We start from the raw sequence: 20,282 nt of genomic DNA on the forward strand, positions 1-20,282 counted from the left end.
TTGTAGGCGGCCTAGAGCAGCGGCAGGAGCACGAGGGCGAGATTGAGTGCGATGACCAGCGCGGCAAGCGTCCAGCCCACGGCCATAGACCAGGGTTTCGCGGCGAACTCACCCATGACGTCCCGGGAGCCGGCATAGCGGAAAAGCGGGATGATGGCGAAGGGGATGCCCAGGGAAAGAAGTGCCTGGCTGACCACCAGTGCCATAGTGGGGTCGACCCCGCAGCCGATGATGACCAGCGCCGGGATGAGCGTGACCAGGCGGCGGACTAGTAGGGGGACCTTGATGTGAAGCAGGCCGTCCATGATTTCGGAGCCGGCGTAGGCGCCCACTGACGTCGAGGCGAGGCCGCTGGCCAGCAGGCCGATGGCGAAGAGAACGCCGGCCAGCGGGCCGAGGTGGCTGGCAATCGCCGTGTGGGCCCCGGAGATGGTCTCTGTGCCGTCCACGCCGTAGAGGGCCGAGCCCGCCAGGACCAGCAGGCCCACGTTGACGAGCCCGGCGATGGACAGCGCCACGGCGATGTCCGCGCGGGTGCCGGCCAGCACGTGGGGGATTTCCAGGTCGGGGTAGCGCTGCTTGGTCAGGGAGGAGTGTAGGTAAATGGCGTGCGGCATGACGGTGGCGCCCAACATGGAGGCGGCCAGCAGGATGCTGTCCTTGCCCTCTAGGCGGGGGATGAGGCCGCCGGCCACGTCGGCGGGGTCGGGCGGGGCGATGGCGAGGCCGGCAAGGAAGCCGATGCAGATGACCAGGAGCAGGCCGATGACAAGCCCCTCGAACCACTGGTTCTTCTTCTGGAAGATGAGGAGAATGATGGAGACCGCGCCGATGATGAGCGCGCCCGCGAACAGGGGGAGGTTGAAGAGGAGTTGCAGGGCAATGGCGCCGCCGATGACTTCGGCGAGGTCGGTGGCCGCGGCGATGAGCTCGGCCTGGGCCCACATGCCTAGGCGCGCGCGGCGGGAGAGACGCTCGCCCATGATTTCCGGCAGGGAGCGGTGGGTGACTAGGCCCAGTTTGGCGGAGTGGTACTGGATGAACATGGCCATGAGGTTGGCCACGACGAGTACCCACACCAGGAGGTAGCCGTAGTGGGAGCCGGCGCTGATGTTGGCGGCTACGTTGCCGGGGTCGACGTAAGCCACTGCAGCAACGAAGGCGGGGCCGGTGAGGCTGATTAAGGTCTTACGCATAGGCATCTCCATACCAAAAGTTCAACTACTTGAAGTCTAGTTTTCATCGCCATATGTTCAAGCCAGGGGGCTAAACAGCTTTATCACTGTGGAGAATCTGAATCCAAAGCTTCCACCGCTTTAGAAAGGGACTCGTTTGTAATTGCCGCTACTTTTGCTAGATACTCGCTAAATGTACGAATGACCCCCTCGGCATCATTTCGCTCGGTCGCGAAATCGACAACAAAAAGGAAATCACCGTACCATTCATCAGATACTGCTTCTTTAATCTTGTCGAAGCTTTCCCTGACTGAAGGATCACATACAAATGGATCCGCTTTTGCCAACTCCGACTTCACTCGAAAACGATATTTCTGCACAAGCGTCTTAGCAATTTCCGAAAAGTCTTCTTCAGAAGATACGAGCTTGTCTACTTCATGCGGCTTACTTATAATCTGCATTTCTTCTAGCGTTTCCCCTAGGACAGATCTAACAGCCTCCATCTGCCGAATGCGCTTCTTTTCTAACTTACTATCGGCGAGAGATTTTTCCTTTTGCTTGTCAACTTTCCGGTTTCTAACGTAATTGAAAAGCATTGTCGCAAAAGACCTGACTACCGCCCCAGATCCACTCCACGCTAAAAAATCAATCATTCCATCTCCGTAGGTAATGCTAGTTATATAGAGTACACCCTATTTTTACACACATCCATACCGGCAAGTTGTATGTAAAATAGGGTAGATTCAGGCATTGTTTTACACATGTACAGCAGGGTCTAAGCCTTAGGTTTACAGAAAGTGGTGAGCGTGGTGTTGTCGCCGGATGGTTTCCATATTGAAAGTCATATTGACTCTGTGCCCGCGTTGGCGCGGGTGAAAAAACTGCATGATGGGTTGTCGTCGGGGCAGCAGGCGTTGGGCAGGATTGTGCAATCCTTGCTCGCTGACGCTGACGCTCTCGACGGTATTCAGCTTTATGCGCTCTCGGATGCAATCGAGTCGTATCGTGATGCGGTCATCGCCCAAGAAAATGCTGCCTTTGACCCCTCGCGGGACGAAGACTAATGGCCAGCGACTCCGGCTCCCGTGGGCAGCGGGTGGGCTATATCCGGGTGTCCACGGTGGAGCAGAATAATCAGCGTCAGAAAGAACTACTAGCGAACTCCGGCAGGATTGACCGGTTCTTTGAAGATAAGACTTCCGGACGCACTAAAACTGCACGCCCTGGGCTTGGCGAGTGCATGGCCTATGTGCGCGACGGTGACGAACTCGTCGTCTCGTCGATTGACCGCCTCGCCCGATCGCTAACGGATCTTCGCGGCATCGTTGATGAGCTCACCGACAAGGGCGTGACTGTTACTTTCCTGCATGAGCACCTCACGTTTGCGAAAGACACCACCGATCCGCGTGCGGATTTAATGCTCGGCATTTTAGGTTCGTTTGCGGAGTTTGAGCGGGCCATTATTCGTGAGCGCCAGGCGGAGGGGATTGCGTTGGCGAAAAAGGCCGGCAAGTACAAAGGCCGCAAGCCCGCCCTTAGCCCGAGCCAGGTGGCGGAGATTAAGCGACGTGTTTTGGCGGGGGAGTCGAAAGCAGCACTCGCGCGAGAATTCGGAGTTACCCGCCCTACCGTGTATCGGGCACTGAAAAACGCATAGATACAGCGCGGCGTGAGGGTAAATATGCGCAGACGTTGAAACTGCCACATGCTAGAACATATGCCACACCATATGCTTTTCCGTATAGCTCCGAAAGTGTAGAACTACCTGCACTTTCTCCGCCTGGGCAACGTTCACCGAATAAAGAGAAAGGGCGCTCCCACCTGTGGGGCGCCCTTATTTGCTCTTTTTAGGAAGGGAGTTTGAGGCCAGGGATAAGACCCGCGAAGGCAGCGCCGCCAATGGACAATGCAATAGCGAGTACTGCGCCGATAACACCGGCAATAGTCCCAGCGGTGGAAGAACCACCGTTGTTTCCGTGGTCAGAAGGGCCAACAATCCAACCTGGTTGCACACCTGAATCATCTCCAGGGGCTACGGGGTTATTGGGTTCTTTTTCTGCCCGTACATTGCTGGTGACGATCTTGGAGGTTCCGTCTGAGAAAGTTACCTTGTAGACGAACTCCCCGTTTCCCTCGGCCGGAGGGGTGACAGTAAACGTATTTCCCTCCTGCTTTACATTCCAGTCTTCCGGTGACCTCAAGAGGGTCACCGTGGCAGAAGACGGAATGTCTGAAACCTCCAGACGAGTGTTCTTACTTACCGCGATGAGGTCATTTTTGATTTCAGGACGATATTGATGCATCTCGGCCGGATTCATAGTGAACGTACGCGTCACTACCTCCGTAGATCCATCTGGATAATCGAAAGCGAGGTCAACTGTATTTGAAACAGTTTTTCCATAACGGAAACTGTCCGGAAAAATCTGGAGCCAGATTTGACGTACGTTTTCCATAACGAGTAGGCCGTTTTTTCGCTGCCTCTAGTAATCCGATTGGGATTAAGAACGTACATGTTCGTCCCGTCGGGAATACCACTTACAGAAATCATTTCTACGGTCTTATCGGTGAATGCACTTGGATAATAGGGTTCACCGAAAGAGGGCTGGTATTGGTCAGCCATGGTCTTGTTCGCGGTGGCGGTCTGAGCCGTAGCAACCGGGGCGGCAACAGCTGTTGCCGAGGCGGTAGAGAGGCAGCATAGAGCAGCGACGAGTGCTCGCTTTTTCATGAGAAATCTCCTTGAGAGAACAGGGGATGGAAGAAGTTTATAGTACCCCGGCATTGCGCTTTTCTTTACTGCTCACCCCCCAATTCCACCCATTAAAAGAAAAACCGAACAGCCTTTAAAAAAGCAGGAAAGTGACTTTAAGTTCTTGCTTGGTCGGGCGGATAGCGCGTGGGCTTATATGCTTAACGGTTATGGCCCCTACGACTGTTTTCGACCGCGCTACCATTCGCCACAACCTCACCGAGTTCAAACTCCGCTGGCTTGCCCACATTGAACAATGGAAGGCGGAAAACCGGCCTGCAACTGAGTCGAGTCACGACCAACAATTCTGGGGCGACCTGCTCGACTGCTTCGGGGTCAACGCCCGCGATTTGTACCTGTACCAGCGCAGCGCTAAACGAGCCTCAACCGGGCGCACCGGCAAGATTGACATGTTCATGCCCGGCAAAGTCATAGGCGAAGCCACTAACGGCGAAGCCGCCCCCTTCCAACGTGCAAGGTCCCATATAAGTTTGATATTCGACACAGCAATGACCCAAACAAGGTGATCATGATGGAGCATTTCGCGATTGGGTTTTGGTGGTATCGCGCCACGGTACAGCTCATCGAACGGCTGCTGGAACGATAAAGCAACACACTACAAGACAAAAGTTCATGAAAATTTGGGTAAAAGTATTGCCATCTCTTGAATTCTTCAGTAATTTCCTCAACAAAACCAGATTGACAAGAGAATTAAGGAAATGAAGTTGAAGAATACATTCCAAAAAGTCTTTCCCGTTCTTGTTGTAGCCGCAACAATATTCGCTACCCCCACCGGAAGTTTTGCTCTGGAGACCACCCCAACAGTATCCGCCGCATCCCCAGCTGATAGCACGCAAGACAAAAACTTAGTTGGCAATCAAGCTTTAGCAATCCCTGCAAGCGAGGTATCAGAGTCAACAGATTTTGATACTGCGATGGCCACACTGTCTCACTACCTCGTATATCGGGCGGACGGACAACGCCATTTCGACACCGAAAAAGCCAAAGAAGAAAATGCGTCGCATTATTTACTCGTCGCAGGAGAAAACCTCAACCGCGTAGCCGACAATAACGAGGTCATGATATACAGCCTTGAAACGCGCGACATGCCTGGGTATGGAAACTGGTGCGGCCCAGGGCACAGTGGTCCGGGTGCCCCAATCAATACTCTCGACTCTCTCTGCCAAAAGCATGATAAATGCTATGGCTCGCGAGGATACTTCGCTTGCTCATGCGACAGGGAGCTGGTTCAAGGAATTCGTAAAAACCGGGGCAAATTCAATGGAGTCGGAGAAAACGCGATGGCCCTTGCGATTGCTACATATTTCAATTCCGCCCTGTGCAATCCATTAGCATAGTGGATCCCCAACGGTCCGGGAAGGAGAAAGAAATGAACAGGCACAAAAGCAACAAGAGCCTAAAGTTAAGTAAACTTCTCTCAGCTTTACTCTCAACAACTGCGATTGCGTTCCCGTATCTTTTTCCTTCCATTTTTCCGGAAGGGACCATGCCGTATTTCATCATTACCGTACCCATAGGTGTAGCAGCTGGAGTCCTTGCATACAAAAGCCAATCGTGGTTGCTGGTTGCATTCTCTATTCTTGCCGGATTATCCCCTCTACTGTTCGCTTGGATAATTTGGGTTGTTATCAAGATCATATATTTTGTCACGGGCGGTCGCTTACCCAGCGCTGAATGGCTCTAAAGAATTCAGAGCCGCAGCACACCCTCGGCAAACAAAATATGCATGAAATTTCCAGATCCCGCGCCCCCTACTGCGGTGCGGGCTTTCCGCAGCTTTAACCGTAAAGGTGTCAAAGTGAACTGCTCCCCATAAACCGGACTGAAAAATCAGAAACCAGATTGTGGGGAGTTTTTCTATGCATCCAGCAGCAAGTTGAGCCAAGCTCAGCGTGAACAAACAGTGGAACTATTTGAGCAGGGCTATGGCGCTAGAGCGGTCTCTAATCCTCTCGTCTCATACGCTTCGCTAGGTCTATCCTCCCCGGACGCGGCTGCCCTACTTTCGCCCTCATCACCAAGCTCTGGCGAACAGCACATGTCATGTCAGCGCACCTAAGTTTTCCAACGATCATTTCACTGATAGTCGACCTGCGTTTTAGTGGAAGACCATGCCGCCGTCGACGATGATGGTCTGGCCGGTGATGTAGTCAGAGTCGGAACCAGCGAGGAAGCCGATGATCTTGGCAACATCCTCAGACTCGGAAAGGCGTCCCAAGGAAGTGTCCTTGGTGAACTGCTCCCAGCCCCACCTCGGCGGGCTTGCCAGCGTTTTCTGCGAGTTCCTCAGCAAGACCCTTCATGAGCGGAGTCTTTACGATACCCGGCGCGTAGGCGTTGACGGTGATGCCGTCGTCCGCAAGGTCACGGGCGGTGACCTGGGTCAGGCCGCGCACGGCGAACTTGGGGGAGCTGTAGAGTGGAATGCCCTTGTTGCCCTTGATGCCGGCCTGGGAGGTGGCGTTGATGATCTTGCCGCCGTGACCGAGCTCCTTGAACTTCTTGGCCGCAGCCTGCGTGCCCCACAGGACACCCTTGTAGTTGACGTTGAAGATCTTGTCGACTTCTTCTTCGGTGATGTCCTCGAGCGGGATCTGCGGAGCGATGCCGGCGTTGTTGACGATGACGTCGAAGCCGCCCGCCTCGGCCAGGACGGCATCTACCCCGCGGTTTAGTCCTCGGCGTCGCCGCCGTCCTCAGCACCGTGTCTGAGGATGGCGTCGCCTCGCGCCTCAAGGTTTTTCTGGGTCTTGGCCTGGGCGCGCGCGGCGACGTCAGAACGCGGCGCTGCCTGGATGTAGTGCTGCGACTCGAGGCCTATCTGCAGCTCCTTCGCCCGCAGAACCTCGGCGTCGAGCTTGAGCCCCAAGATCAGCACGGTATTCATAATCCAGACTGCAACGAACAAAGCCAGCACGGTGCTCAGCGCGCCATAGGCGCTCACGCCTGCAAAATGGCTCAGGTAGAGACCGAAGAGCCACCACACCACGACGTTGACAAGCAGCGTCACCACAGAGCCCAAGGTGATCCAACGGAAGCGCGGTGGGCGCACGTTCGGGGCATAGTGATAGAGAACCGCAATCAGCACCATGACCATCACCACCGTCACCGGAAAGCGCAGCCAGTTCCACACAGGAAGGAAAATGCGCAGCAAGAAATCCACGGCGGATTCCAGATGCAGCGGACGCGAGACGGGTTCAATAAGCCCAGTGATGACGGTATCGCGCAGCAGGTTAGCAAAGACCAAAATCACCGCGCCGACCACCAAGAAGATGGTGAGAACCCACATCATCGCCCAGGTACGCAACAGCCCGCGGCCCTCCACGCGGCCATAGACCATGTTGGCGGTGCGCGAAAAAGCGCGGACGTAACCAGAGGCCGAGAACAAGGAAACCAGCACGGATAAAACCAGCGCTATGGTGCCCTTTGCACTCGAGCCAACGATGGTATTCACGATGTCCGTAGCCTGCGCCGAAACGTCCTGCGGCAGATAATCTTGAATGAGCTGCTCAGTCAGCTGCTCCACCTCTTGCTTCCGATTGGCAAAAAGCAAAGTGGCAATCGAATAAACGGCCAGGACGGTCGGGGCAAAAGCCATAAGCGTGAAATAGGTCATCGCCGCGCCGCGGTCGCCCAGCCCCTCAAGGAAATAGTCCGACCATGTCCGACGCAGCACAAGACCCCAGCTCTCCTTGCGCAGGCGATTTTTACGCGAGAGCGGGTTTCTCTCCGTTTGGTCGATGTCCAGCACCTCAGTGCTGTGCGGGGGAAGAATCTTGGAAGGCTCCTGCTGGCTCATTTCGCCAGACTAAGCACATTCAGCTAGCTGCCAGAGAAGTGACACCCGTGGCACGCCAAGTAGATACTAGGCTGTTATATATGACTGAACGCAGCAATGTTGAATCCTTCGAGCTGGACCACCGCAACGTCAAGGCCCCTTATGTCCGCGTGGCCGGCCGTACCCCGCTGGGAGGCGGCGCAGAGATTATCAAGTACGACCTGCGCTTCTGCCAGCCCAATGAGGCTCACCTCGAAATGCCCACTGTGCACTCCATCGAGCACATGATGGCCAACTTCATGCGCGATTACACCGATAAACTCATCGGTTTTGCGCCGATGGGCTGCCAGACCGGCTTTTATGCCATCACCAACGGCATGGAGCAAGAGGAGCTGCTCAACGCACTCGAGCACGGCCTCGAGGATATCCTCAACGCCACCGAGGTTCCCGCCGCCAACGAGCGCCAATGCGGCTGGGGCGCCAGCCACTCCCTCGAAGGCGCACAGGCAGCCGCCCGCGAGTTCTTGTCCAAGAAGGACGAGTGGCTCGAGGTTATGGCCTAACCTTTATCCGCGGGCCTTATCTACGGCCCTTATCCACGAAGCCTTCATGCTGTTGCGTCAACCGCGCGCCCTGCACGGGCTTTCGGCTTAGTACCTCGTCAACGGCCTCGCACTCCTGCGCGCTCAGCGCAGTGACTGCGAGGTTTTCTTTGATCCGTGCGAGGTTCGTCGAACCGGCAATCGGCACCACGTCCTTGGCCAGCAACCAGCCCAGCGCTATCTCGGAGACGTTGCGGTCAGACACTGCTGCCGCCACTTCCTGCGCCAGCTGCTTGTTGGCCGCGAAGTTCGCAGAGTGCAAACGCGGCGAGGAAGAATCATCATCTGGCTCGCTGCGGCCTGCCAAAAGCCCCTTCGCCAGCGGTGAATAGGCCATAAACTCCGCGCCCAATTCGCGGGCTAGCGGGATGATTTCTTCTTCTACGTCGCGGCTGAAGATGGAGTATTCATACTCCAGATACGTCACCGGGCAGACCTTGTTCGCGCGGCGAATGGTCTCCGGGCTTGCCTCGCACAGCCCGAAAGCGGCCACGTCACCTGCATCGATAAGTTCTTTTACTGTGCCCGCTACTTCCTCAATGGGCACGTCTTGGTCCACGCGATGCTGCATATACACGTCCAAGCGCTCCCGTTTTAGTCGGCGTAACGAACCATGGGCGCTCGCGCGAATAACCTCCGGGCGCGAGTTCAAAGCGCCGGTGGGCTTTCCTTCCTTAATCTCCCATCCGAACTTGGTGAGGACGCGGGCGCGGTTGCCCAGGGCGTCGCCAAGCATTTCTTCGCCCGTGAAGGGCCCCTGGATTTCAGAGGTGTCGAAGAGCTCTACGCCTGCCTCCACCGCGCCACGCAGGACATCGACCATCTCGGCGCGACGCGGGGAATCGGGATAGGAGTGCGGAGTCATTGAGGTACAGCCAAGCGCAATCATGGACACCACCGTAGCTGCTTCTCTCGTGTGCGTGTACCTCCCTGTGTAAATAGCCCCCTCAAACCGGCCCTATTTCCTGCACTAAATACACACAGAAGTACGGTGCCGCGGGCACAGCGCTCACCGCCACACGTTCTCGTAGCGGAAATAGTGATGCCACTTCCACGCTGGCGGCAGCAACTGCCCTCCCCCGCGGGCCACGGCGATGACCTGGTCGATGGCAACCTGCAGATGATGCTCAATCATCCCCGCCGTGAAATGCAGCGGCTTCCACCCGCGCTGCACTGCATCGTTGAGCTTCTGGCGGTCCAGCTCGAAACGTTGGATGCGCTCACCTTTGTGGTACTCGTAGCCATCTATCTCGATTGCGACCTTCTCCTTGGCCAGCACGATATCCCAGTAATACGGCCCGATGCGTTGGTTGTTGGCCACTGCGAGGCAGGCATCGGCAAGGGCTTGGGTGAGAAGACGCTCGTATTTGCTATCACTGCCGATGACGCTACGCTGCATAATCCGCCGCGTGCGCGAGGGAAAGCGCTGGAAATCCTCCTTATAAAAGGCCAGCCGTTGGTGGCCATCCTTGCCGTTGCAGAAACGCTCCAAGAACTCGATGGCTTTGTCTTCTTCCACAACCTCCAGCGCTTGCAGCGGATTGCACGCGTTTAGGCCGTTGACCATATATGGGCCCTTGGGCATGGCGCGCCGCGTGGAGAAATACGCGCAGGTGCGAGCGTGACGTGCCGCCATGAGCTGCAGCGGAAACTCCAGCTTGCGCTCTGTATAGACCGCAACGGCCGAGCCTCCATCCAGCACGGTGCCAGGATAACGCTCGTTCAAAATCCCCGCGAGTTCGCGCGGGGTGGGTTGGCGCGGCAACGCCAGGCCCGGCGTGATGCGCACGGCTTTGCCCTTCGCCACGAGACGGTCAATGGTGCGCGAGTGTTTCCCCCGAATTGGTTGCAGCATCCTCTACTTCCCCCAAGTGTGCGTGCTCCCCCAAGCACACGGATACCTCTCAATGTAAATAGGCCCTCCAATTCGCGCAATTGGAAGGCCGTATTTTCACACAGCGGTACGTCCTGGGGCAGGACGCCCTAAATGGACACCCCAATCCAGACCGGCTCCGGCACGAGCTCTACGCCGAAGCGCTTGGCGACGCCCGCGCGAATCTCGCGCGCCAACGCCACGATGTCGGAGGCCGTCGCGGCCCCACGGTTCGTCAGCGCGAGAGTGTGCTTCGTGGACAAGGTAGCCGGACCAGCACCCGGATAGCCCTTGGCGAACCCGGCGCGCTCGATGAGCCAGGCGGCCGAGAGCTTTATTTCCTCGCCGTCCGAGCCTGCGAGGACGGCGTGGCGCGGCATGCGGTCTGCGTCCTCGGCGCCGCGTTCGGTGCGCACGATTTCCTGGATGTTATCGGCAACCGCAGAGTCCACGATGGGATTGGTAAAGAAGGAGCCGGCGGACCAAGTGTCGTTGTCGGTTGGGTCCAAGACCATGCCCTTGCCGCGGCGCAGCTGCAGCACCTGCGAGCGCACCTCCGCGACGGGACGGCGCTCGCCCGGGGTCTGTGTGAGCTGGCCAAAGCGCAGCGGCTTGGAAAGCCCATCCGTAGAAAGCTGCAGTTCCACCTCGAGCACGACTGCACGGTGGGTGAACTTCAGGTTGGAGTAGCGATAAGCCAGGTCCAGGTCGGAGGCGGGAACCCACTCATCGGCACCGGTCTCGCGGGTATACAGGCGCACGCGGTTAAGCACGTCCGAGATTTCTGCGCCATACGCACCCACGTTTTGTACCGGCACAGCGCCCGCGGTTCCCGGGATTCCGGACAGGCACTCGATGCCGCCGAGGCCCGCCTCCACGGAAGCGGCAACCACTTCGTCCCAGTTCGCGCCGGCTTCCGCGCGGACCACGCCAGTCTCCGCGTCCACGCTCACCTCAGCGAAGTCGAGGACGAGTGCTACGACATCGATGCCCTCATCGGCGACCAAGAGGTTAGAGCCGCCGCCCACCACGACGAAAGGAATAGAAGCTTGATCCAGTGCCTTGACAGCGGAAATGGCGGCGTCGGCAAGCGTGGCCCGCAAACACAGCTCAGGTTTGCCGCCTACGCGCAGGGTGGTCAGGTCTGCGAAGGTGGTCTCCGTGTCGAGGACGAGGCCGTCGATCGCGGAGAGCTTCTGGGTCATAAATTCATCAAGCACGTCTACCAAGGTAGTCTGTAAAGCATGTCAACCCGTAGCGAAAACACCGTAACGATCAATCAGCCCATCGAAAAGGTTCACCAGGCGCTGCTCACGCAGGGTTACTGGGAGCACATTGTTGCTAACCTTTCTCCGGATCCGGGCCAGGTTCATGATTTCACCAACAACGTAGCCATCCTCTTCGAGGTGCTGCCAACCACCCTGCTGCCTGAAGCTGTCCGCGCCATGGTTTCTCAGGACCTGAAGGTCAAGCGTGTCGTCACCATTGGTGAGCTCAACGGCAATGCTGCCGATGTTAAATACACCGCAGACGTCAAGGGAACCCCTGTTGACTTCGGCGGCGACATCGCCCTGACCGGCGAGGGTGATACCACCACCCTGTCCTACGTCAACGAGATCTCCGTGAAGATCCCGATGATGGGCGCTGCCATCGAGCCGAAAGTTGCCGATGCCCTAGGTGAGCTCTTCAACAACGAGGGCAAGCTGACCGAACAGTGGATCGCTGACAACCTCTAAACGCTACTTTTAACAAAAATGGCCGATCACGCACATAACCTGCGCGCAAGCGCGAGTGCGGGTCGGCCTTTCGGCGTTATTACCCGCGGTACCACCAATCAAAACAGGCTTCGTCGCTGCGATAGGTGGGTCGCCGCACACCCCTCCATCACGGCTTTGCTGCGGTCCGTGGAGGAGCCGCTGGCTCTCGACGTCGGCTATGGCGCGTCCCATTTCACCACCGTGGAATGGGCGGGCTGGCTGCGGCGGGTCAATCCCCGTGTGCGGGTGACCGGCCTGGAGATTGCGCCGGAGCGCGTGCTGCCGCCTCGCGACGGCGTGACCTTCGAGCTGGGAGGCTTCGAGCTGGCGGGGTATCGCCCGCAGCTGGTGCGTGCTTTCAATGTGCTGCGCCAATATGATGTCTCCCAGGTTCCCGAGGCCTGGGAAGAAGTTACCTCGCGCTTGGCCCCTGGCGGTTTCTTCGTGGAAGGCACCTGTGATGAACTGGGCAGGCTATCCACCTGGATCCTGCTCAACCGCGAAGGCCCGCAGAGCCTACATTTGGCATGGGATCCCTTCAACGTGGAGCGTCCCTCCGACTTAGCGGAACGCCTGCCCAAGATACTTATCCACCGCAACATTCCGGGCGAGCCGATTCATGAGCTTTTGCAGGCCGCCGACCGCGCATGGGATCACGCCGCAGGGTGGGCTCCCCACGGGCCTCGTGTGCGCTGGCGAATGGCGCAACAGGCGATGATTGATGCGGGGCTGCCCGTGCATCCGGTGCGCAGGAGAATGCGCGATAGCGTCTTGAGCGTTAACTGGGAAGTCGTTGCGCCAAAGCTGTGAAGCAGGTTGCCCTCATTGGCGCTGTGAGTTCACATAAGTAACACTGGTAGGTATGGCTCAAAAGAAGACGTCTCTGGCTTGGAAAATACTCATCGGAGTGCTCGTGGCATTCCTCGTTCTCATTTTGCTGGCGGAGTTCGGCCTGCGCTGGTTCATGGGCAACCAAATGAAAGACCAGTTCGCCCAGGCCGCCAAGGACCAAGGAATTGAGTCCCAGGAGGATCCGAACATTAGCTTCGGCACCACTCCTATCCTGCTTGGACTATTCGGCGGCAAGCTCAGCGAAATGAACATGGAAACGCCATCCACGCTGCAGATCGACGGCACCGAGATCAAGGGCCAGCCAGCTACGAACGTCCACATCGAAGACATGACGCTGTCCGATGACCCAGTGGCAGGCTCCCTGCGCGCTTCCACCAAGGTTCCAGATGATTACCTGTTGGCCACCTTCCAGAAAGGCATCGCAGACGAGTCCGGTAGCGAACAGGTCGGCAACTTGGTGGTCACCAACATCACGGCTAACGACGCCGAGAATCTTCTCGACGTCGAGTTCGCTGGCGGCCTCGCCAATCTCGCGTTGGAGCCGAAGGCGCAGGACGGAAACCTGTCGATCACGGCAAAGAACGCCTCCCTGCTGGGCTTTGACCTGCCAAAGGAGGCAACCGACGCCATCTCTACTGCGCTGCAGAAAGGCATGAAGGATCAGTTCATCGGCGAGGGCTTGAGCGTCGACGAGGTGGATGTGGCAGACGGCGAGCTCAACCTCACCATCACCGGCCAAGACGTGCCGATGAGCGAGCTGGGCAGCGCCGCCAATGCGGCGGGCAAAGGCGCGAAGGAAGGCGCCCCAGCACCCGCGCAACAAGGCCGCTAAAAGGCGTTTGCACTTAGGCTAGCTCGCGGGCCAGACCTCGGCAGGCAACAAACCTGCCGGCTGGCCCGCGAGCTTTTCTTGTAATTGCTCGGCTTGGGCAGGCGAGGAATAGATGAGTTTATCGAAGCCCGCCTGCGTCGCAGCTTGCGCCGCGGTGAGAGCATTCTCGCTCGCGGGAAGGATAAGCCCAAGCTGGGCCGGCTGCGGGCAGGCCTCGCGGACAGTGATGAGATCGGTGAGCAGGCTGGTGGCGTCGCCAAGCAGGGCGTCTACCGCGACCCATACCTCCGCGGCGCCAGACTGCACCGCCAGGCGCGCCTCGGAGGCCTTGATGAGGCTGTGGTGGCGGCCGGTGGGATAGCCGGCGACGGTGACCACGTGGGCGGCGCCCTGTGCGGCCAGCACATGCGTGGGCGCGACGAGCAGGGCCTCATCCGGCTGCGCGGCGACGCGGACGTCGTCGAGAGCGGCGTTTAAGAGATTGCGCATCTTAGTAGCTGTAATCGCCGTTGACGATGGCCTTGAGCTGCGGGCGGACGTCGAACCAATAGACGCCGGTCACGACTGCGCCAATCCACGGCAGGAAAGAAAACGGCAAGTTCAGCGCCAGCGCGGAAGCTGCCAGCATGCCCACCCAGGTCCACTTGCTCTTGCGGTCACCGGCGCGGTAGGCATCCTCGCGAGTGGTGGCGGCGAGGATGGCGCCAACAATGGCGAAGATGCTCAAGAAGGTAAAGAACCACCCAGCTGCGTGGTTGAGAAGGTAAATGATGATGTCCATAGGTATCCCAGCCTAGCGGGCCGGGCCAAACGGATTCTCTTCGCCTTCTGCAATGACCTCGCCGTCGATGATGTTGCCGTTTGCCGAGGTAGAGCCGGAGCGCTTTTCCTTCACGCTGGCAATCGCATTCTCGACGCCCTCGCGGCCTTCCTCGTAGGCCGCATTAAAGTCCTTGCGGGCACGGGCGAAAGCCTCGGAGCCACGCGCCTCACCGGCGGCGTTGCTGACGCTTTTTCCAAGGCCGCGGGCGGTACCGGTGACCTTGTCGAGGAAAGAGCCTTCCGGTTTCGGCTGCTGCGCGTGCTCTGCCTTCACGCGGCTCGAAAAATCCTTGGCAGCTTCCAAGCCAGAAGCGCCCGCGGTCTTCAAAGAATTAACGAAGGAATTAGCCATTATTTTTCTCCTTTAAGCACCAAAGACGAGGTGATTTACGGTGTAGATAACCAATCCTGCCAGCGTTCCCACAACCGTGCCATTCAGGCGGATAAATTGCAGATCCTTGCCCACCAAAAGCTCGATATTTTCGGCGGCTTCGGTGGCGTCCCAGCGCTTGATGGTCTCAGGGATGATGCTGATGATGTCGCCGGCGAAATTCTCCGCCGCCCAACGCGCGGCCTTATCCACGATTTCATTCGCCTTGTCCCGGAAGCGCGGATCCTGCTGTATGCGCACGCCGAAGTTCTGCGCTTCGGCCGCGATCTTGGTGCGCAGGAAGGATTGCGGTTCGCTCGCCTGCTTGGCGACGCCCGCCCTAAAGGCCTCCCACGCCGCCCCCGGCATGGCTTGTACCTGCTCGGAGTTCATCATCTCCTGCTTGATGCCCTCAACGCGGGCGACCATCTCGGGGTCGTCCTGCAGGCGCCGTGCAAACAGCTCCAGGTTGCGACGGATGGACTGCCGCACGGCATGGTTCTTGTCATACTTGACCTCGGAGGCCCACTCCACGATGGAGACGTAAACCTTGTCACCGGCCATGCCGCGGGCGAAGCGGGGAAGCCAAGCCGGCATCTTTTCGTCGACAAGCTCGATGACTTCGTTTTCAAGGGTGAGGACTTTGGCATGCGCCCAGTCAATGAGGTCGTCGACAAGCGGCTCTGCTTTGCCGTCGGCGATGTAGCCTTCCAGCAAACGCCCTACCGGCGGCCCCCACTCGGGCTCCAGCATGCGGTCGAGGATTTGGGTGCGGATGAGATCCTCGGCCTCGGCGGAATCGAAACTATTGACAGCGCGTGCCAGGATCTCGGCTGCCTTGTGCGCGGCTAGCTGCGAGTTAGGCTCCTGGGCCAACCAGGCGCCGGCCTTTTCGGGAATGTTGTTTTCCGAAATCTTCGCCGAGAGGGCGTCCGGGGTGAGGAACTGCTCCTCCACGAAGGTGCTTAAGGCCTCGCCGACCTGATCCTTCTTCTTCGGAATGAGCGCCGTGTGCGGAATCGGGATGCCCATGGGGTGGCGGAAGATGGCGGTAACCGCGAACCAGTCAGCCAAGCCGCCGACCATGCCGGCCTCCGCGCCCGCGCGCACAAACCCCACCCAAGCCGGAGCATTCGCGTCCTGATGCTGCCACCAGGAACATGCGAAGAAGATGACGGCAGCCAAGATCAAAAGGCCGGTGACACCCCACTGGTACTTGCGTAGCGTGCGGCGACGCTCGGCGACGTCGGCGGGATTGGGGCCTGGTACGGCAATGCTCATGTTGGCTGTGACTCCTTTTGTTGCTCCGTATAACTGTACTAACGGATTCGGCGCGCGGTCTCTTCCCTGGTGCAGATAGGCAAATGAAAAGCGCCCCTAGCCTCCATCGAGGATGGCTAGGGGCGCTTGTGGCAGGAATGCTAAGTTCGCACCAGCTTAGTTGATACGACCGGTCTCAGAACGGTACTGACGATAGTAACGACGACCGTAGTGGATGAGACCAACGCAAGCGACAGCAATGACGACGAGCAGGGCAGCACCGACGATGATGGAAATCTTGGAGCTTTCCTGGCCCACGCCGTACTGGAAGGCACCAGCGCCGAGGCCCCAAATCAGGGTGCCGGCTGCCGGCAGCAGAGAAAGGATCAGGCCCATGCCGACCCAGGTGGAGGTGCGCAGCAAAGAAGAGTGCGGTGCGCCGAAGGATACTGGGTCGTATCCCTCAATGTAAGAGTCCTGGATCTTGCCGGTAAACTCCGGGTAGGTCTCACTTGCGTGATCAGCAACTGCGTGGGTGTTGTCGCTCATGGCTGAAACTTTCTCTCGTTCCTGTTATTCCTGTGAATGACTATATCTTAGTCGTCCTTGCCGCGGAAAGCAGCACGTGCACGTTCGCGGGTAACCGCGGACACAGCGGTCAGCGGAACGCCTGCTGGGCAGACGTCAGCGCATTCGCCGTAGAGGGAGCAGTGACCGAAGTTCTGCTCGAGGTCATCGACCATGTTGCGTGCACGACGGCCACGCTCTTCCTTGCCCAGCGGCATGAGGGAAAGGTGAACCAGCTTCGCGCCGGTGAACAGGTGAGCTGCACCGTTCGGGCAGGATGCCACGCAGGCACCGCAGCCGATGCAGGCAGCGTGGTCGAGGGAGTACTCGGCGGTCTCGTGGTTGAGGTGCAGGGTATCGGCATCCGGAGCGGTGCCGGCGTCCATGGAGACGTAGCCACCCTGCTCCATGACGTGGTCCAGCTTGGAGCGGTCCACGATCATGTCCTTGATAATCGGGTATGCGGCAGAGCGGAATGGCTCCAGCTTGATCTTGTCGCCGTCCTTGAACTGGAACAGGCGCTGCTGGCAAGCCGGGGTGTTCTGGCCTGGGCCGTGTGGGCGGCCGTTGACCAGCAGACCACAGGTGCCGCAGATGCCCTCACGGCAGTCGGATGCGAATGCGAAAGGCTCGTTGCCAGCCTCGACCATGCCCTCGTTGACGTGGTCGAGCAGCTCCAGGATGGACATCTGCTCGGCGGCGTCGTCAACCTGCACGGTCTCGAACTTGCCTTCTTGCGTCGGTCCGGCTTGACGCCAGATCTCAAGTGTCAGTTTCATTACTTGTAGTTCCTTGTCATCAGCGGGATCGAATCAAAGTACAGCGGCTCTGCGTGGCGGATGAACTCGCCAGCGTTTGCGCCTGGCTCCCAGGCAGAAACGAAGCACCAGTTCTCATCGTCACGCTCAGCCTCGCCATCCTCGGAGAGGTGGTCGTCACGGAAGTGCGCACCACAGGACTCGTCACGGTCCAGGGCGTCAACACACATGAGCTCGCCCAGGTCGATGTAGTCAGCAACGCGCAGACCGTACTCGAGGACCTGGTTCATGTCGTTGGCGTTGCCGGTGATGCGGACGTTAGCCCAGAATTCCTCGCGTAGATCGCGAATCTTCTGGATAGCGACCTTGAGGTCCTCGACGTTACGGGAAACGCCGCAGCCCCAGTAGAGAATCTCACCGAGCAGGCGGTGGTAGTGAGCTGGGCCGTGCGGGTCATTGCCACGCACTCCCATCAGACGGTCGATGCGATCTTGTGCGCGCGCAACAGCCTTCTGTGCCTCGGCCGAATCCTCAGCCAGCTTGTCCTCACCGAGGTGCTTAGCCAGGTAGTTAGGAACCGTAAATGGCAGGGTGAACCAGCCGTCGACGGATGCGGACAGCAGGGAGTTAGCGCCCAGGCGGTTCGCACCGTGGTAGGTCCAAGAGCACTCACCGGCGGCGAACAGGCCGTCGATAGCGGTCATCTCGTTGAAGTCGGTCCACAGGCCACCCATGGTGAAGTGGCAGGTCGGTGCGATACGCATCGGGGTCTCGTATGCGGATTCGCCGATTGCCTCTTCGTACATCTCGATGAGGTTGGAGTAACGCTCACGGATCTTGTCCTTACCCAGACGCTGAATTGCATCGCGGAAGTCCAGGTAAACGGAGTTGTGCAGTGGTCCGACGCCCAGGCCCTTGTTGATCTGCTGGGAGATCGCACGGGATGCAACGTCACGCGGAACGAGGTTGCCGAAGGCCGGGTAACGGCGCTCCAGGAAGTAGTCGCGCTCCTCCTCCGGAATCTCGTTGGCGGGGCGGTCGTCGCCTTCCTTGATCGGGGACCAAATGCGGCCGTCGTTACGCAGCGACTCGGACATGAGGATGGTCTTGGACTGCCACTCGGAGTTGACCGGAAGACCCGTCGGGTGGAACTGGATGAATGCCGGGGAAGCCAGGTATGCGCCGTGCTCGTAAGCACGCATCATGGCGCCAGCATTGGAGTTCTTAGCCAGGGTGGACATGTGGTAGACGTTGCCGTAGCCGCCGGTACCGAGGATTACTGCGTGGCCGGTGAAGGCCTTCAGCTCGCCGGTAATCAGGTTACGGGTAACGATGCCGCCCGCGCGCTTCACACCATTGTCGTTGTAGGTGATGATGTCCTGCATGTCGTGGTGAGCGAACAGCTCCACGTTGCCCAGGCCAATCTGGCGGTACAGCGCCGAGGTGGTGGACAGCTGCAGCTGCTGACCTGTTTGACCACGGGTGTAGTAGGTACGGGAAACCTGAACACCACCGAAGGAGCGGGTTGCCAGGGTGCCGCCGTACTCGCGGGCGAAAGGTGCGCCGATGGCGTTCATGTGATCGATAACGCGCACGGACTCATAAGCCAAGCGCCAGCAATCGGACTCGCGGCAGCGGTAGTCGCCGCCCTTCACGGTGTCCTTGGTGTGGCGGTATGCAGAGTCGTTGTCCACCTTCTTGTGGCGGGAGGAGTTGACGCCGCCCTGCGCAGCGATGGAGTGCGCACGACGTGGGGAATCGTGGTAGGTAAAGACCTTCACGTTGTAGCCCAGCTCGCCGAGGGCTGCGGCAGCAGCGCCAGCGGCCAGGCCGGTACCGACCACGACAACCTCAAACTTGCGGCGGTTGAGCGGGGAGACCAGATCCATATGATCCTTCTGGTAGCTCCACATTTCCTTCATCGGAACGCCGTGCGGCTCGTGGGACTCCAGGATGCGACCTGCGGTGACGCCCGGGACAATCGACGTCGGGTGCGAGAACTTCGGATGCTCGCGCTTGAGTTCAGTGTTAGTCATTTTTTAAAAAGCTCCTTTAGCTGACCCAACCCAGGGCGACGGACAGCGGCATAACGATGTTTGCGATGCAAACTACAGCCGGGATGATGTAGGCCAGAATCACGAAGACCTGACGCCACTTCGCACCGGTGATACCCAGGTCAGAAGCAGCCAGACGGATGCCGTGGGTCAGGTGCAGGAACAGGCAGCACATCGCCAGAACGTAGAAGATGGTGACTGGCCAGCGGCTGAAGGTGGCAATCATGTTTGCCTTGACCTCGCCGTGCACGAATGCCTCAGGCGCAACCGGCTGCACACCCATGGTGAGGTCCAGCAGGTGGAAGATGATGAACAGCAGCAGGACTGCACCGGTGACCAGCATGGTCTTGGTTGCAAAGGAGTCGAGGCCACCCATCAGATTGGTGCGCTTGAACTTGCCGCGGGACTGCTTGGAGCGAGCGGTAAGTGCGAATGCACCGTAAATATGTGCAATAACGCAAGCCAGCAAAACAATGCGGATCATCCAGAGCAGGTGGCCGTGCGGGATGAGCGGTGCACCCAGATCACGCAGGAACTCGCCGTAGATATCGAGTGCTTCGTCGCCGTCGTGTGCCGGCAAGTAAAGCTTCAGGTTGCCGGCCATGTGGCCGACTACGAAAAGCGCAAAGAACAGGCCGGTGATGGCCATCGTAATCTTCAGTGCCCAGGTGGGTACGGAAGGCTTAGTACGAATCGTTTCGTTAGTGATGCGGCCGTGAGCGATTGCCTCACGGTCAGGATTTTTTACAGACATGACACCTCCATAGTCGCTATTACCTTACGCAGCCTTATCTGCTGGCAACTAGTCAAAT

Annotated in this window: 27 protein-coding genes; 9 read left to right on the forward strand and 18 right to left on the reverse strand. The window is 58.5% G+C overall.

The window, feature by feature from the left end; all coding sequences use genetic code 11:
• Positions 1 to 11 precede the first annotated feature (11 nt).
• Positions 12 to 1,196: an Nramp family divalent metal transporter gene (locus HMPREF2888_RS07675; RefSeq protein WP_011272788.1), complete on the reverse strand. Its 1,185-nt coding sequence runs from the start codon at positions 1,194 to 1,196 to the stop codon at positions 12 to 14.
• Positions 1,197 to 1,279: 83 nt separating this feature from the next.
• Positions 1,280 to 1,828 carry a hypothetical protein gene (locus HMPREF2888_RS07680; protein WP_061920307.1) on the reverse strand — a complete coding sequence of 183 codons (549 nt, stop codon included), beginning with the start codon at positions 1,826 to 1,828 and terminating at the stop codon, positions 1,280 to 1,282.
• 147 nt (positions 1,829 to 1,975) lie between these two features.
• Here HMPREF2888_RS07680 and HMPREF2888_RS07685 point away from each other — a divergent pair, with 147 nt between their 5' ends.
• Together HMPREF2888_RS07685 and HMPREF2888_RS07690 are read left to right on the forward strand one after the other, a co-directional pair.
• Positions 1,976 to 2,239, forward strand: a complete 264-nt coding sequence (locus HMPREF2888_RS07685; protein ID WP_210386814.1) for a hypothetical protein — start codon at positions 1,976 to 1,978, stop codon at positions 2,237 to 2,239.
• Positions 2,239 to 2,832, forward strand: a complete 594-nt coding sequence (locus tag HMPREF2888_RS07690; protein ID WP_061920306.1) for a recombinase family protein — start codon at positions 2,239 to 2,241, stop codon at positions 2,830 to 2,832. The genes HMPREF2888_RS07685 and HMPREF2888_RS07690 overlap by 1 nt, the downstream gene beginning before the upstream one ends.
• A gap of 190 nt (positions 2,833 to 3,022) precedes the next feature.
• Here HMPREF2888_RS07690 and HMPREF2888_RS07695 read toward each other — a convergent pair whose 3' ends face one another.
• Positions 3,023 to 3,511 (reverse strand): hypothetical protein, encoded by a 489-nt coding sequence (locus tag HMPREF2888_RS07695; protein WP_061920304.1) that lies wholly within the window; start codon positions 3,509 to 3,511, stop codon positions 3,023 to 3,025.
• Entirely contained in the window at positions 3,511 to 3,903 is a 393-nt protein-coding gene (locus HMPREF2888_RS07700; protein WP_061920302.1) for a hypothetical protein, read from the reverse strand. Before HMPREF2888_RS07700 ends, HMPREF2888_RS07695 begins: the two co-directional genes overlap by 1 nt.
• A gap of 191 nt (positions 3,904 to 4,094) precedes the next feature.
• On the opposite strand from HMPREF2888_RS07700, the gene HMPREF2888_RS07705 reads away from it, so the two are divergent.
• The 3 genes from HMPREF2888_RS07705 (at position 4,095) to HMPREF2888_RS07715 (ending at position 5,629) form a co-directional block, all read left to right on the forward strand.
• Positions 4,095 to 4,451, forward strand: a complete 357-nt coding sequence (locus tag HMPREF2888_RS07705; protein WP_061920300.1) for a type IIL restriction-modification enzyme MmeI — start codon at positions 4,095 to 4,097, stop codon at positions 4,449 to 4,451.
• Between the two features lie 192 nt (positions 4,452 to 4,643).
• A complete protein-coding gene (locus HMPREF2888_RS12995; RefSeq protein WP_201040627.1) occupies positions 4,644 to 5,282 on the forward strand; it encodes a phospholipase A2 family protein in 639 nt (212 codons plus the stop codon).
• A gap of 32 nt (positions 5,283 to 5,314) precedes the next feature.
• Entirely contained in the window at positions 5,315 to 5,629 is a 315-nt protein-coding gene (locus HMPREF2888_RS07715) for a hypothetical protein (RefSeq protein WP_070456777.1), read from the forward strand.
• 414 nt (positions 5,630 to 6,043) lie between these two features.
• On the opposite strand, the gene HMPREF2888_RS13120 is transcribed toward HMPREF2888_RS07715, so the two are convergent.
• Genes HMPREF2888_RS13120 through HMPREF2888_RS07725 form a run of 3 tightly spaced genes read right to left on the reverse strand, consistent with a single transcriptional unit; the run spans position 6,044 to position 7,744 of the window.
• Positions 6,044 to 6,163, reverse strand: coding sequence for an SDR family oxidoreductase (locus HMPREF2888_RS13120; RefSeq protein ID WP_160330552.1), 120 nt, complete (start codon positions 6,161 to 6,163; stop codon positions 6,044 to 6,046).
• Positions 6,141 to 6,596: an SDR family NAD(P)-dependent oxidoreductase gene (locus tag HMPREF2888_RS12530; RefSeq protein WP_082778537.1), complete on the reverse strand. Its 456-nt coding sequence runs from the start codon at positions 6,594 to 6,596 to the stop codon at positions 6,141 to 6,143. Before HMPREF2888_RS12530 ends, HMPREF2888_RS13120 begins: the two co-directional genes overlap by 23 nt.
• 20 nt (positions 6,597 to 6,616) lie before the next feature.
• Positions 6,617 to 7,744: a YihY/virulence factor BrkB family protein gene (locus tag HMPREF2888_RS07725; RefSeq protein WP_061920296.1), complete on the reverse strand. Its 1,128-nt coding sequence runs from the start codon at positions 7,742 to 7,744 to the stop codon at positions 6,617 to 6,619.
• 80 nt (positions 7,745 to 7,824) lie between these two features.
• Here HMPREF2888_RS07725 and HMPREF2888_RS07730 point away from each other — a divergent pair, with 80 nt between their 5' ends.
• Positions 7,825 to 8,286 (forward strand): S-ribosylhomocysteine lyase, encoded by a 462-nt coding sequence (locus HMPREF2888_RS07730; RefSeq protein ID WP_061920295.1) that lies wholly within the window; start codon positions 7,825 to 7,827, stop codon positions 8,284 to 8,286.
• A gap of 16 nt (positions 8,287 to 8,302) precedes the next feature.
• Here HMPREF2888_RS07730 and HMPREF2888_RS07735 read toward each other — a convergent pair whose 3' ends face one another.
• The 3 genes from HMPREF2888_RS07735 to HMPREF2888_RS07745 form a co-directional block, all read right to left on the reverse strand.
• Positions 8,303 to 9,214, reverse strand: a complete 912-nt coding sequence (locus tag HMPREF2888_RS07735; RefSeq protein WP_070518601.1) for an aldo/keto reductase — start codon at positions 9,212 to 9,214, stop codon at positions 8,303 to 8,305.
• Positions 9,215 to 9,334: 120 nt separating this feature from the next.
• Positions 9,335 to 10,180 carry a PDDEXK family nuclease gene (locus HMPREF2888_RS07740; RefSeq protein ID WP_061920290.1) on the reverse strand — a complete coding sequence of 282 codons (846 nt, stop codon included), beginning with the start codon at positions 10,178 to 10,180 and terminating at the stop codon, positions 9,335 to 9,337.
• A 128-nt stretch (positions 10,181 to 10,308) separates the two neighbouring features.
• Positions 10,309 to 11,418 (reverse strand): UDP-N-acetylmuramate dehydrogenase, encoded by a 1,110-nt coding sequence (locus HMPREF2888_RS07745; RefSeq protein ID WP_070432511.1) that lies wholly within the window; start codon positions 11,416 to 11,418, stop codon positions 10,309 to 10,311.
• A gap of 24 nt (positions 11,419 to 11,442) precedes the next feature.
• Here HMPREF2888_RS07745 and HMPREF2888_RS07750 point away from each other — a divergent pair, with 24 nt between their 5' ends.
• Genes HMPREF2888_RS07750 through HMPREF2888_RS07760 form a run of 3 tightly spaced genes read left to right on the forward strand, consistent with a single transcriptional unit; the run spans position 11,443 to position 13,639 of the window.
• Entirely contained in the window at positions 11,443 to 11,934 is a 492-nt protein-coding gene (locus HMPREF2888_RS07750) for a DUF2505 domain-containing protein (RefSeq protein ID WP_061920287.1), read from the forward strand.
• A gap of 18 nt (positions 11,935 to 11,952) precedes the next feature.
• Positions 11,953 to 12,765, forward strand: a complete 813-nt coding sequence (locus HMPREF2888_RS07755; RefSeq protein WP_061920285.1) for a class I SAM-dependent methyltransferase — start codon at positions 11,953 to 11,955, stop codon at positions 12,763 to 12,765.
• A 52-nt stretch (positions 12,766 to 12,817) separates the two neighbouring features.
• Entirely contained in the window at positions 12,818 to 13,639 is an 822-nt protein-coding gene (locus HMPREF2888_RS07760) for an LmeA family phospholipid-binding protein (RefSeq protein ID WP_061920283.1), read from the forward strand.
• 18 nt (positions 13,640 to 13,657) lie between these two features.
• On the opposite strand, the gene HMPREF2888_RS07765 is transcribed toward HMPREF2888_RS07760, so the two are convergent.
• From HMPREF2888_RS07765 to HMPREF2888_RS07800, 8 genes are all read right to left on the reverse strand, one after another.
• A complete protein-coding gene (locus HMPREF2888_RS07765) occupies positions 13,658 to 14,128 on the reverse strand; it encodes a deoxyribose-phosphate aldolase (protein ID WP_070518602.1) in 471 nt (156 codons plus the stop codon).
• A 1-nt stretch (position 14,129) separates the two neighbouring features.
• On the reverse strand, positions 14,130 to 14,420 hold the full coding sequence (locus HMPREF2888_RS07770) for a DUF2516 family protein (protein WP_061920279.1): 291 nt from the start codon (positions 14,418 to 14,420) through the stop codon (positions 14,130 to 14,132).
• A 12-nt stretch (positions 14,421 to 14,432) separates the two neighbouring features.
• Positions 14,433 to 14,813: a hypothetical protein gene (locus HMPREF2888_RS07775; protein ID WP_070518603.1), complete on the reverse strand. Its 381-nt coding sequence runs from the start codon at positions 14,811 to 14,813 to the stop codon at positions 14,433 to 14,435.
• A gap of 12 nt (positions 14,814 to 14,825) precedes the next feature.
• The gene (locus HMPREF2888_RS07780; protein ID WP_070518604.1) at positions 14,826 to 16,112 is read right to left on the reverse strand and encodes a DUF445 domain-containing protein; all 1,287 of its coding nucleotides are present in this window, start codon (positions 16,110 to 16,112) and stop codon (positions 14,826 to 14,828) included.
• A gap of 156 nt (positions 16,113 to 16,268) precedes the next feature.
• Positions 16,269 to 16,640 carry a hypothetical protein gene (locus HMPREF2888_RS07785; protein WP_061920272.1) on the reverse strand — a complete coding sequence of 124 codons (372 nt, stop codon included), beginning with the start codon at positions 16,638 to 16,640 and terminating at the stop codon, positions 16,269 to 16,271.
• Between the two features lie 47 nt (positions 16,641 to 16,687).
• Positions 16,688 to 17,437, reverse strand: a complete 750-nt coding sequence (locus tag HMPREF2888_RS07790) for a succinate dehydrogenase/fumarate reductase iron-sulfur subunit (protein ID WP_070432508.1) — start codon at positions 17,435 to 17,437, stop codon at positions 16,688 to 16,690.
• Complete coding sequence (locus HMPREF2888_RS07795; protein WP_070518605.1) at positions 17,437 to 19,452, reverse strand: fumarate reductase/succinate dehydrogenase flavoprotein subunit; 2,016 nt, start codon at positions 19,450 to 19,452, stop codon at positions 17,437 to 17,439. Before HMPREF2888_RS07795 ends, HMPREF2888_RS07790 begins: the two co-directional genes overlap by 1 nt.
• A 16-nt stretch (positions 19,453 to 19,468) precedes the next feature.
• Positions 19,469 to 20,224, reverse strand: a complete 756-nt coding sequence (locus HMPREF2888_RS07800; RefSeq protein ID WP_061920266.1) for a succinate dehydrogenase cytochrome b subunit — start codon at positions 20,222 to 20,224, stop codon at positions 19,469 to 19,471.
• Positions 20,225 to 20,282 lie beyond the last annotated feature (58 nt).

It is taken from the genome of Corynebacterium sp. HMSC077D03 (assembly GCF_001808545.1).
In the GTDB taxonomy this organism is placed as follows: domain Bacteria; phylum Actinomycetota; class Actinomycetes; order Mycobacteriales; family Mycobacteriaceae; genus Corynebacterium; species Corynebacterium simulans.

Bases quoted from the DNA above. Each gene is read 5' to 3' on its own strand.
- HMPREF2888_RS07795 (WP_070518605.1), bottom strand. From the start codon at position 19,452: ATGACTAACACTGAACTCAAGCGCGAGCATCCGAAGTTCTCGCACCCG.
- HMPREF2888_RS07705 (WP_061920300.1), top strand. From the start codon at position 4,095: ATGGCCCCTACGACTGTTTTCGACCGCGCTACCATTCGCCACAACCTC.
- HMPREF2888_RS07735 (WP_070518601.1), bottom strand. From the start codon at position 9,214: ATGATTGCGCTTGGCTGTACCTCAATGACTCCGCACTCCTATCCCGAT.
- HMPREF2888_RS07765 (WP_070518602.1), bottom strand. From the start codon at position 14,128: ATGCGCAATCTCTTAAACGCCGCTCTCGACGACGTCCGCGTCGCCGCG.
- HMPREF2888_RS07760 (WP_061920283.1), top strand. From the start codon at position 12,818: ATGGCTCAAAAGAAGACGTCTCTGGCTTGGAAAATACTCATCGGAGTG.
- HMPREF2888_RS07775 (WP_070518603.1), bottom strand. From the start codon at position 14,813: ATGGCTAATTCCTTCGTTAATTCTTTGAAGACCGCGGGCGCTTCTGGC.
- HMPREF2888_RS12995 (WP_201040627.1), top strand. From the start codon at position 4,644: ATGAAGTTGAAGAATACATTCCAAAAAGTCTTTCCCGTTCTTGTTGTA.
- HMPREF2888_RS07770 (WP_061920279.1), bottom strand. From the start codon at position 14,420: ATGGACATCATCATTTACCTTCTCAACCACGCAGCTGGGTGGTTCTTT.
- HMPREF2888_RS07700 (WP_061920302.1), bottom strand. From the start codon at position 3,903: ATGAAAAAGCGAGCACTCGTCGCTGCTCTATGCTGCCTCTCTACCGCC.
- HMPREF2888_RS07715 (WP_070456777.1), top strand. From the start codon at position 5,315: ATGAACAGGCACAAAAGCAACAAGAGCCTAAAGTTAAGTAAACTTCTC.
- HMPREF2888_RS07725 (WP_061920296.1), bottom strand. From the start codon at position 7,744: ATGAGCCAGCAGGAGCCTTCCAAGATTCTTCCCCCGCACAGCACTGAG.
- HMPREF2888_RS07740 (WP_061920290.1), bottom strand. From the start codon at position 10,180: ATGCTGCAACCAATTCGGGGGAAACACTCGCGCACCATTGACCGTCTC.
- HMPREF2888_RS07680 (WP_061920307.1), bottom strand. From the start codon at position 1,828: ATGATTGATTTTTTAGCGTGGAGTGGATCTGGGGCGGTAGTCAGGTCT.
- HMPREF2888_RS07755 (WP_061920285.1), top strand. From the start codon at position 11,953: ATGGCCGATCACGCACATAACCTGCGCGCAAGCGCGAGTGCGGGTCGG.
- HMPREF2888_RS07800 (WP_061920266.1), bottom strand. From the start codon at position 20,224: ATGTCTGTAAAAAATCCTGACCGTGAGGCAATCGCTCACGGCCGCATC.
- HMPREF2888_RS07730 (WP_061920295.1), top strand. From the start codon at position 7,825: ATGACTGAACGCAGCAATGTTGAATCCTTCGAGCTGGACCACCGCAAC.
- HMPREF2888_RS07785 (WP_061920272.1), bottom strand. From the start codon at position 16,640: ATGAGCGACAACACCCACGCAGTTGCTGATCACGCAAGTGAGACCTAC.
- HMPREF2888_RS07790 (WP_070432508.1), bottom strand. From the start codon at position 17,437: ATGAAACTGACACTTGAGATCTGGCGTCAAGCCGGACCGACGCAAGAA.
- HMPREF2888_RS07780 (WP_070518604.1), bottom strand. From the start codon at position 16,112: ATGAGCATTGCCGTACCAGGCCCCAATCCCGCCGACGTCGCCGAGCGT.
- HMPREF2888_RS07750 (WP_061920287.1), top strand. From the start codon at position 11,443: ATGTCAACCCGTAGCGAAAACACCGTAACGATCAATCAGCCCATCGAA.
- HMPREF2888_RS07690 (WP_061920306.1), top strand. From the start codon at position 2,239: ATGGCCAGCGACTCCGGCTCCCGTGGGCAGCGGGTGGGCTATATCCGG.
- HMPREF2888_RS07675 (WP_011272788.1), bottom strand. From the start codon at position 1,196: ATGCGTAAGACCTTAATCAGCCTCACCGGCCCCGCCTTCGTTGCTGCA.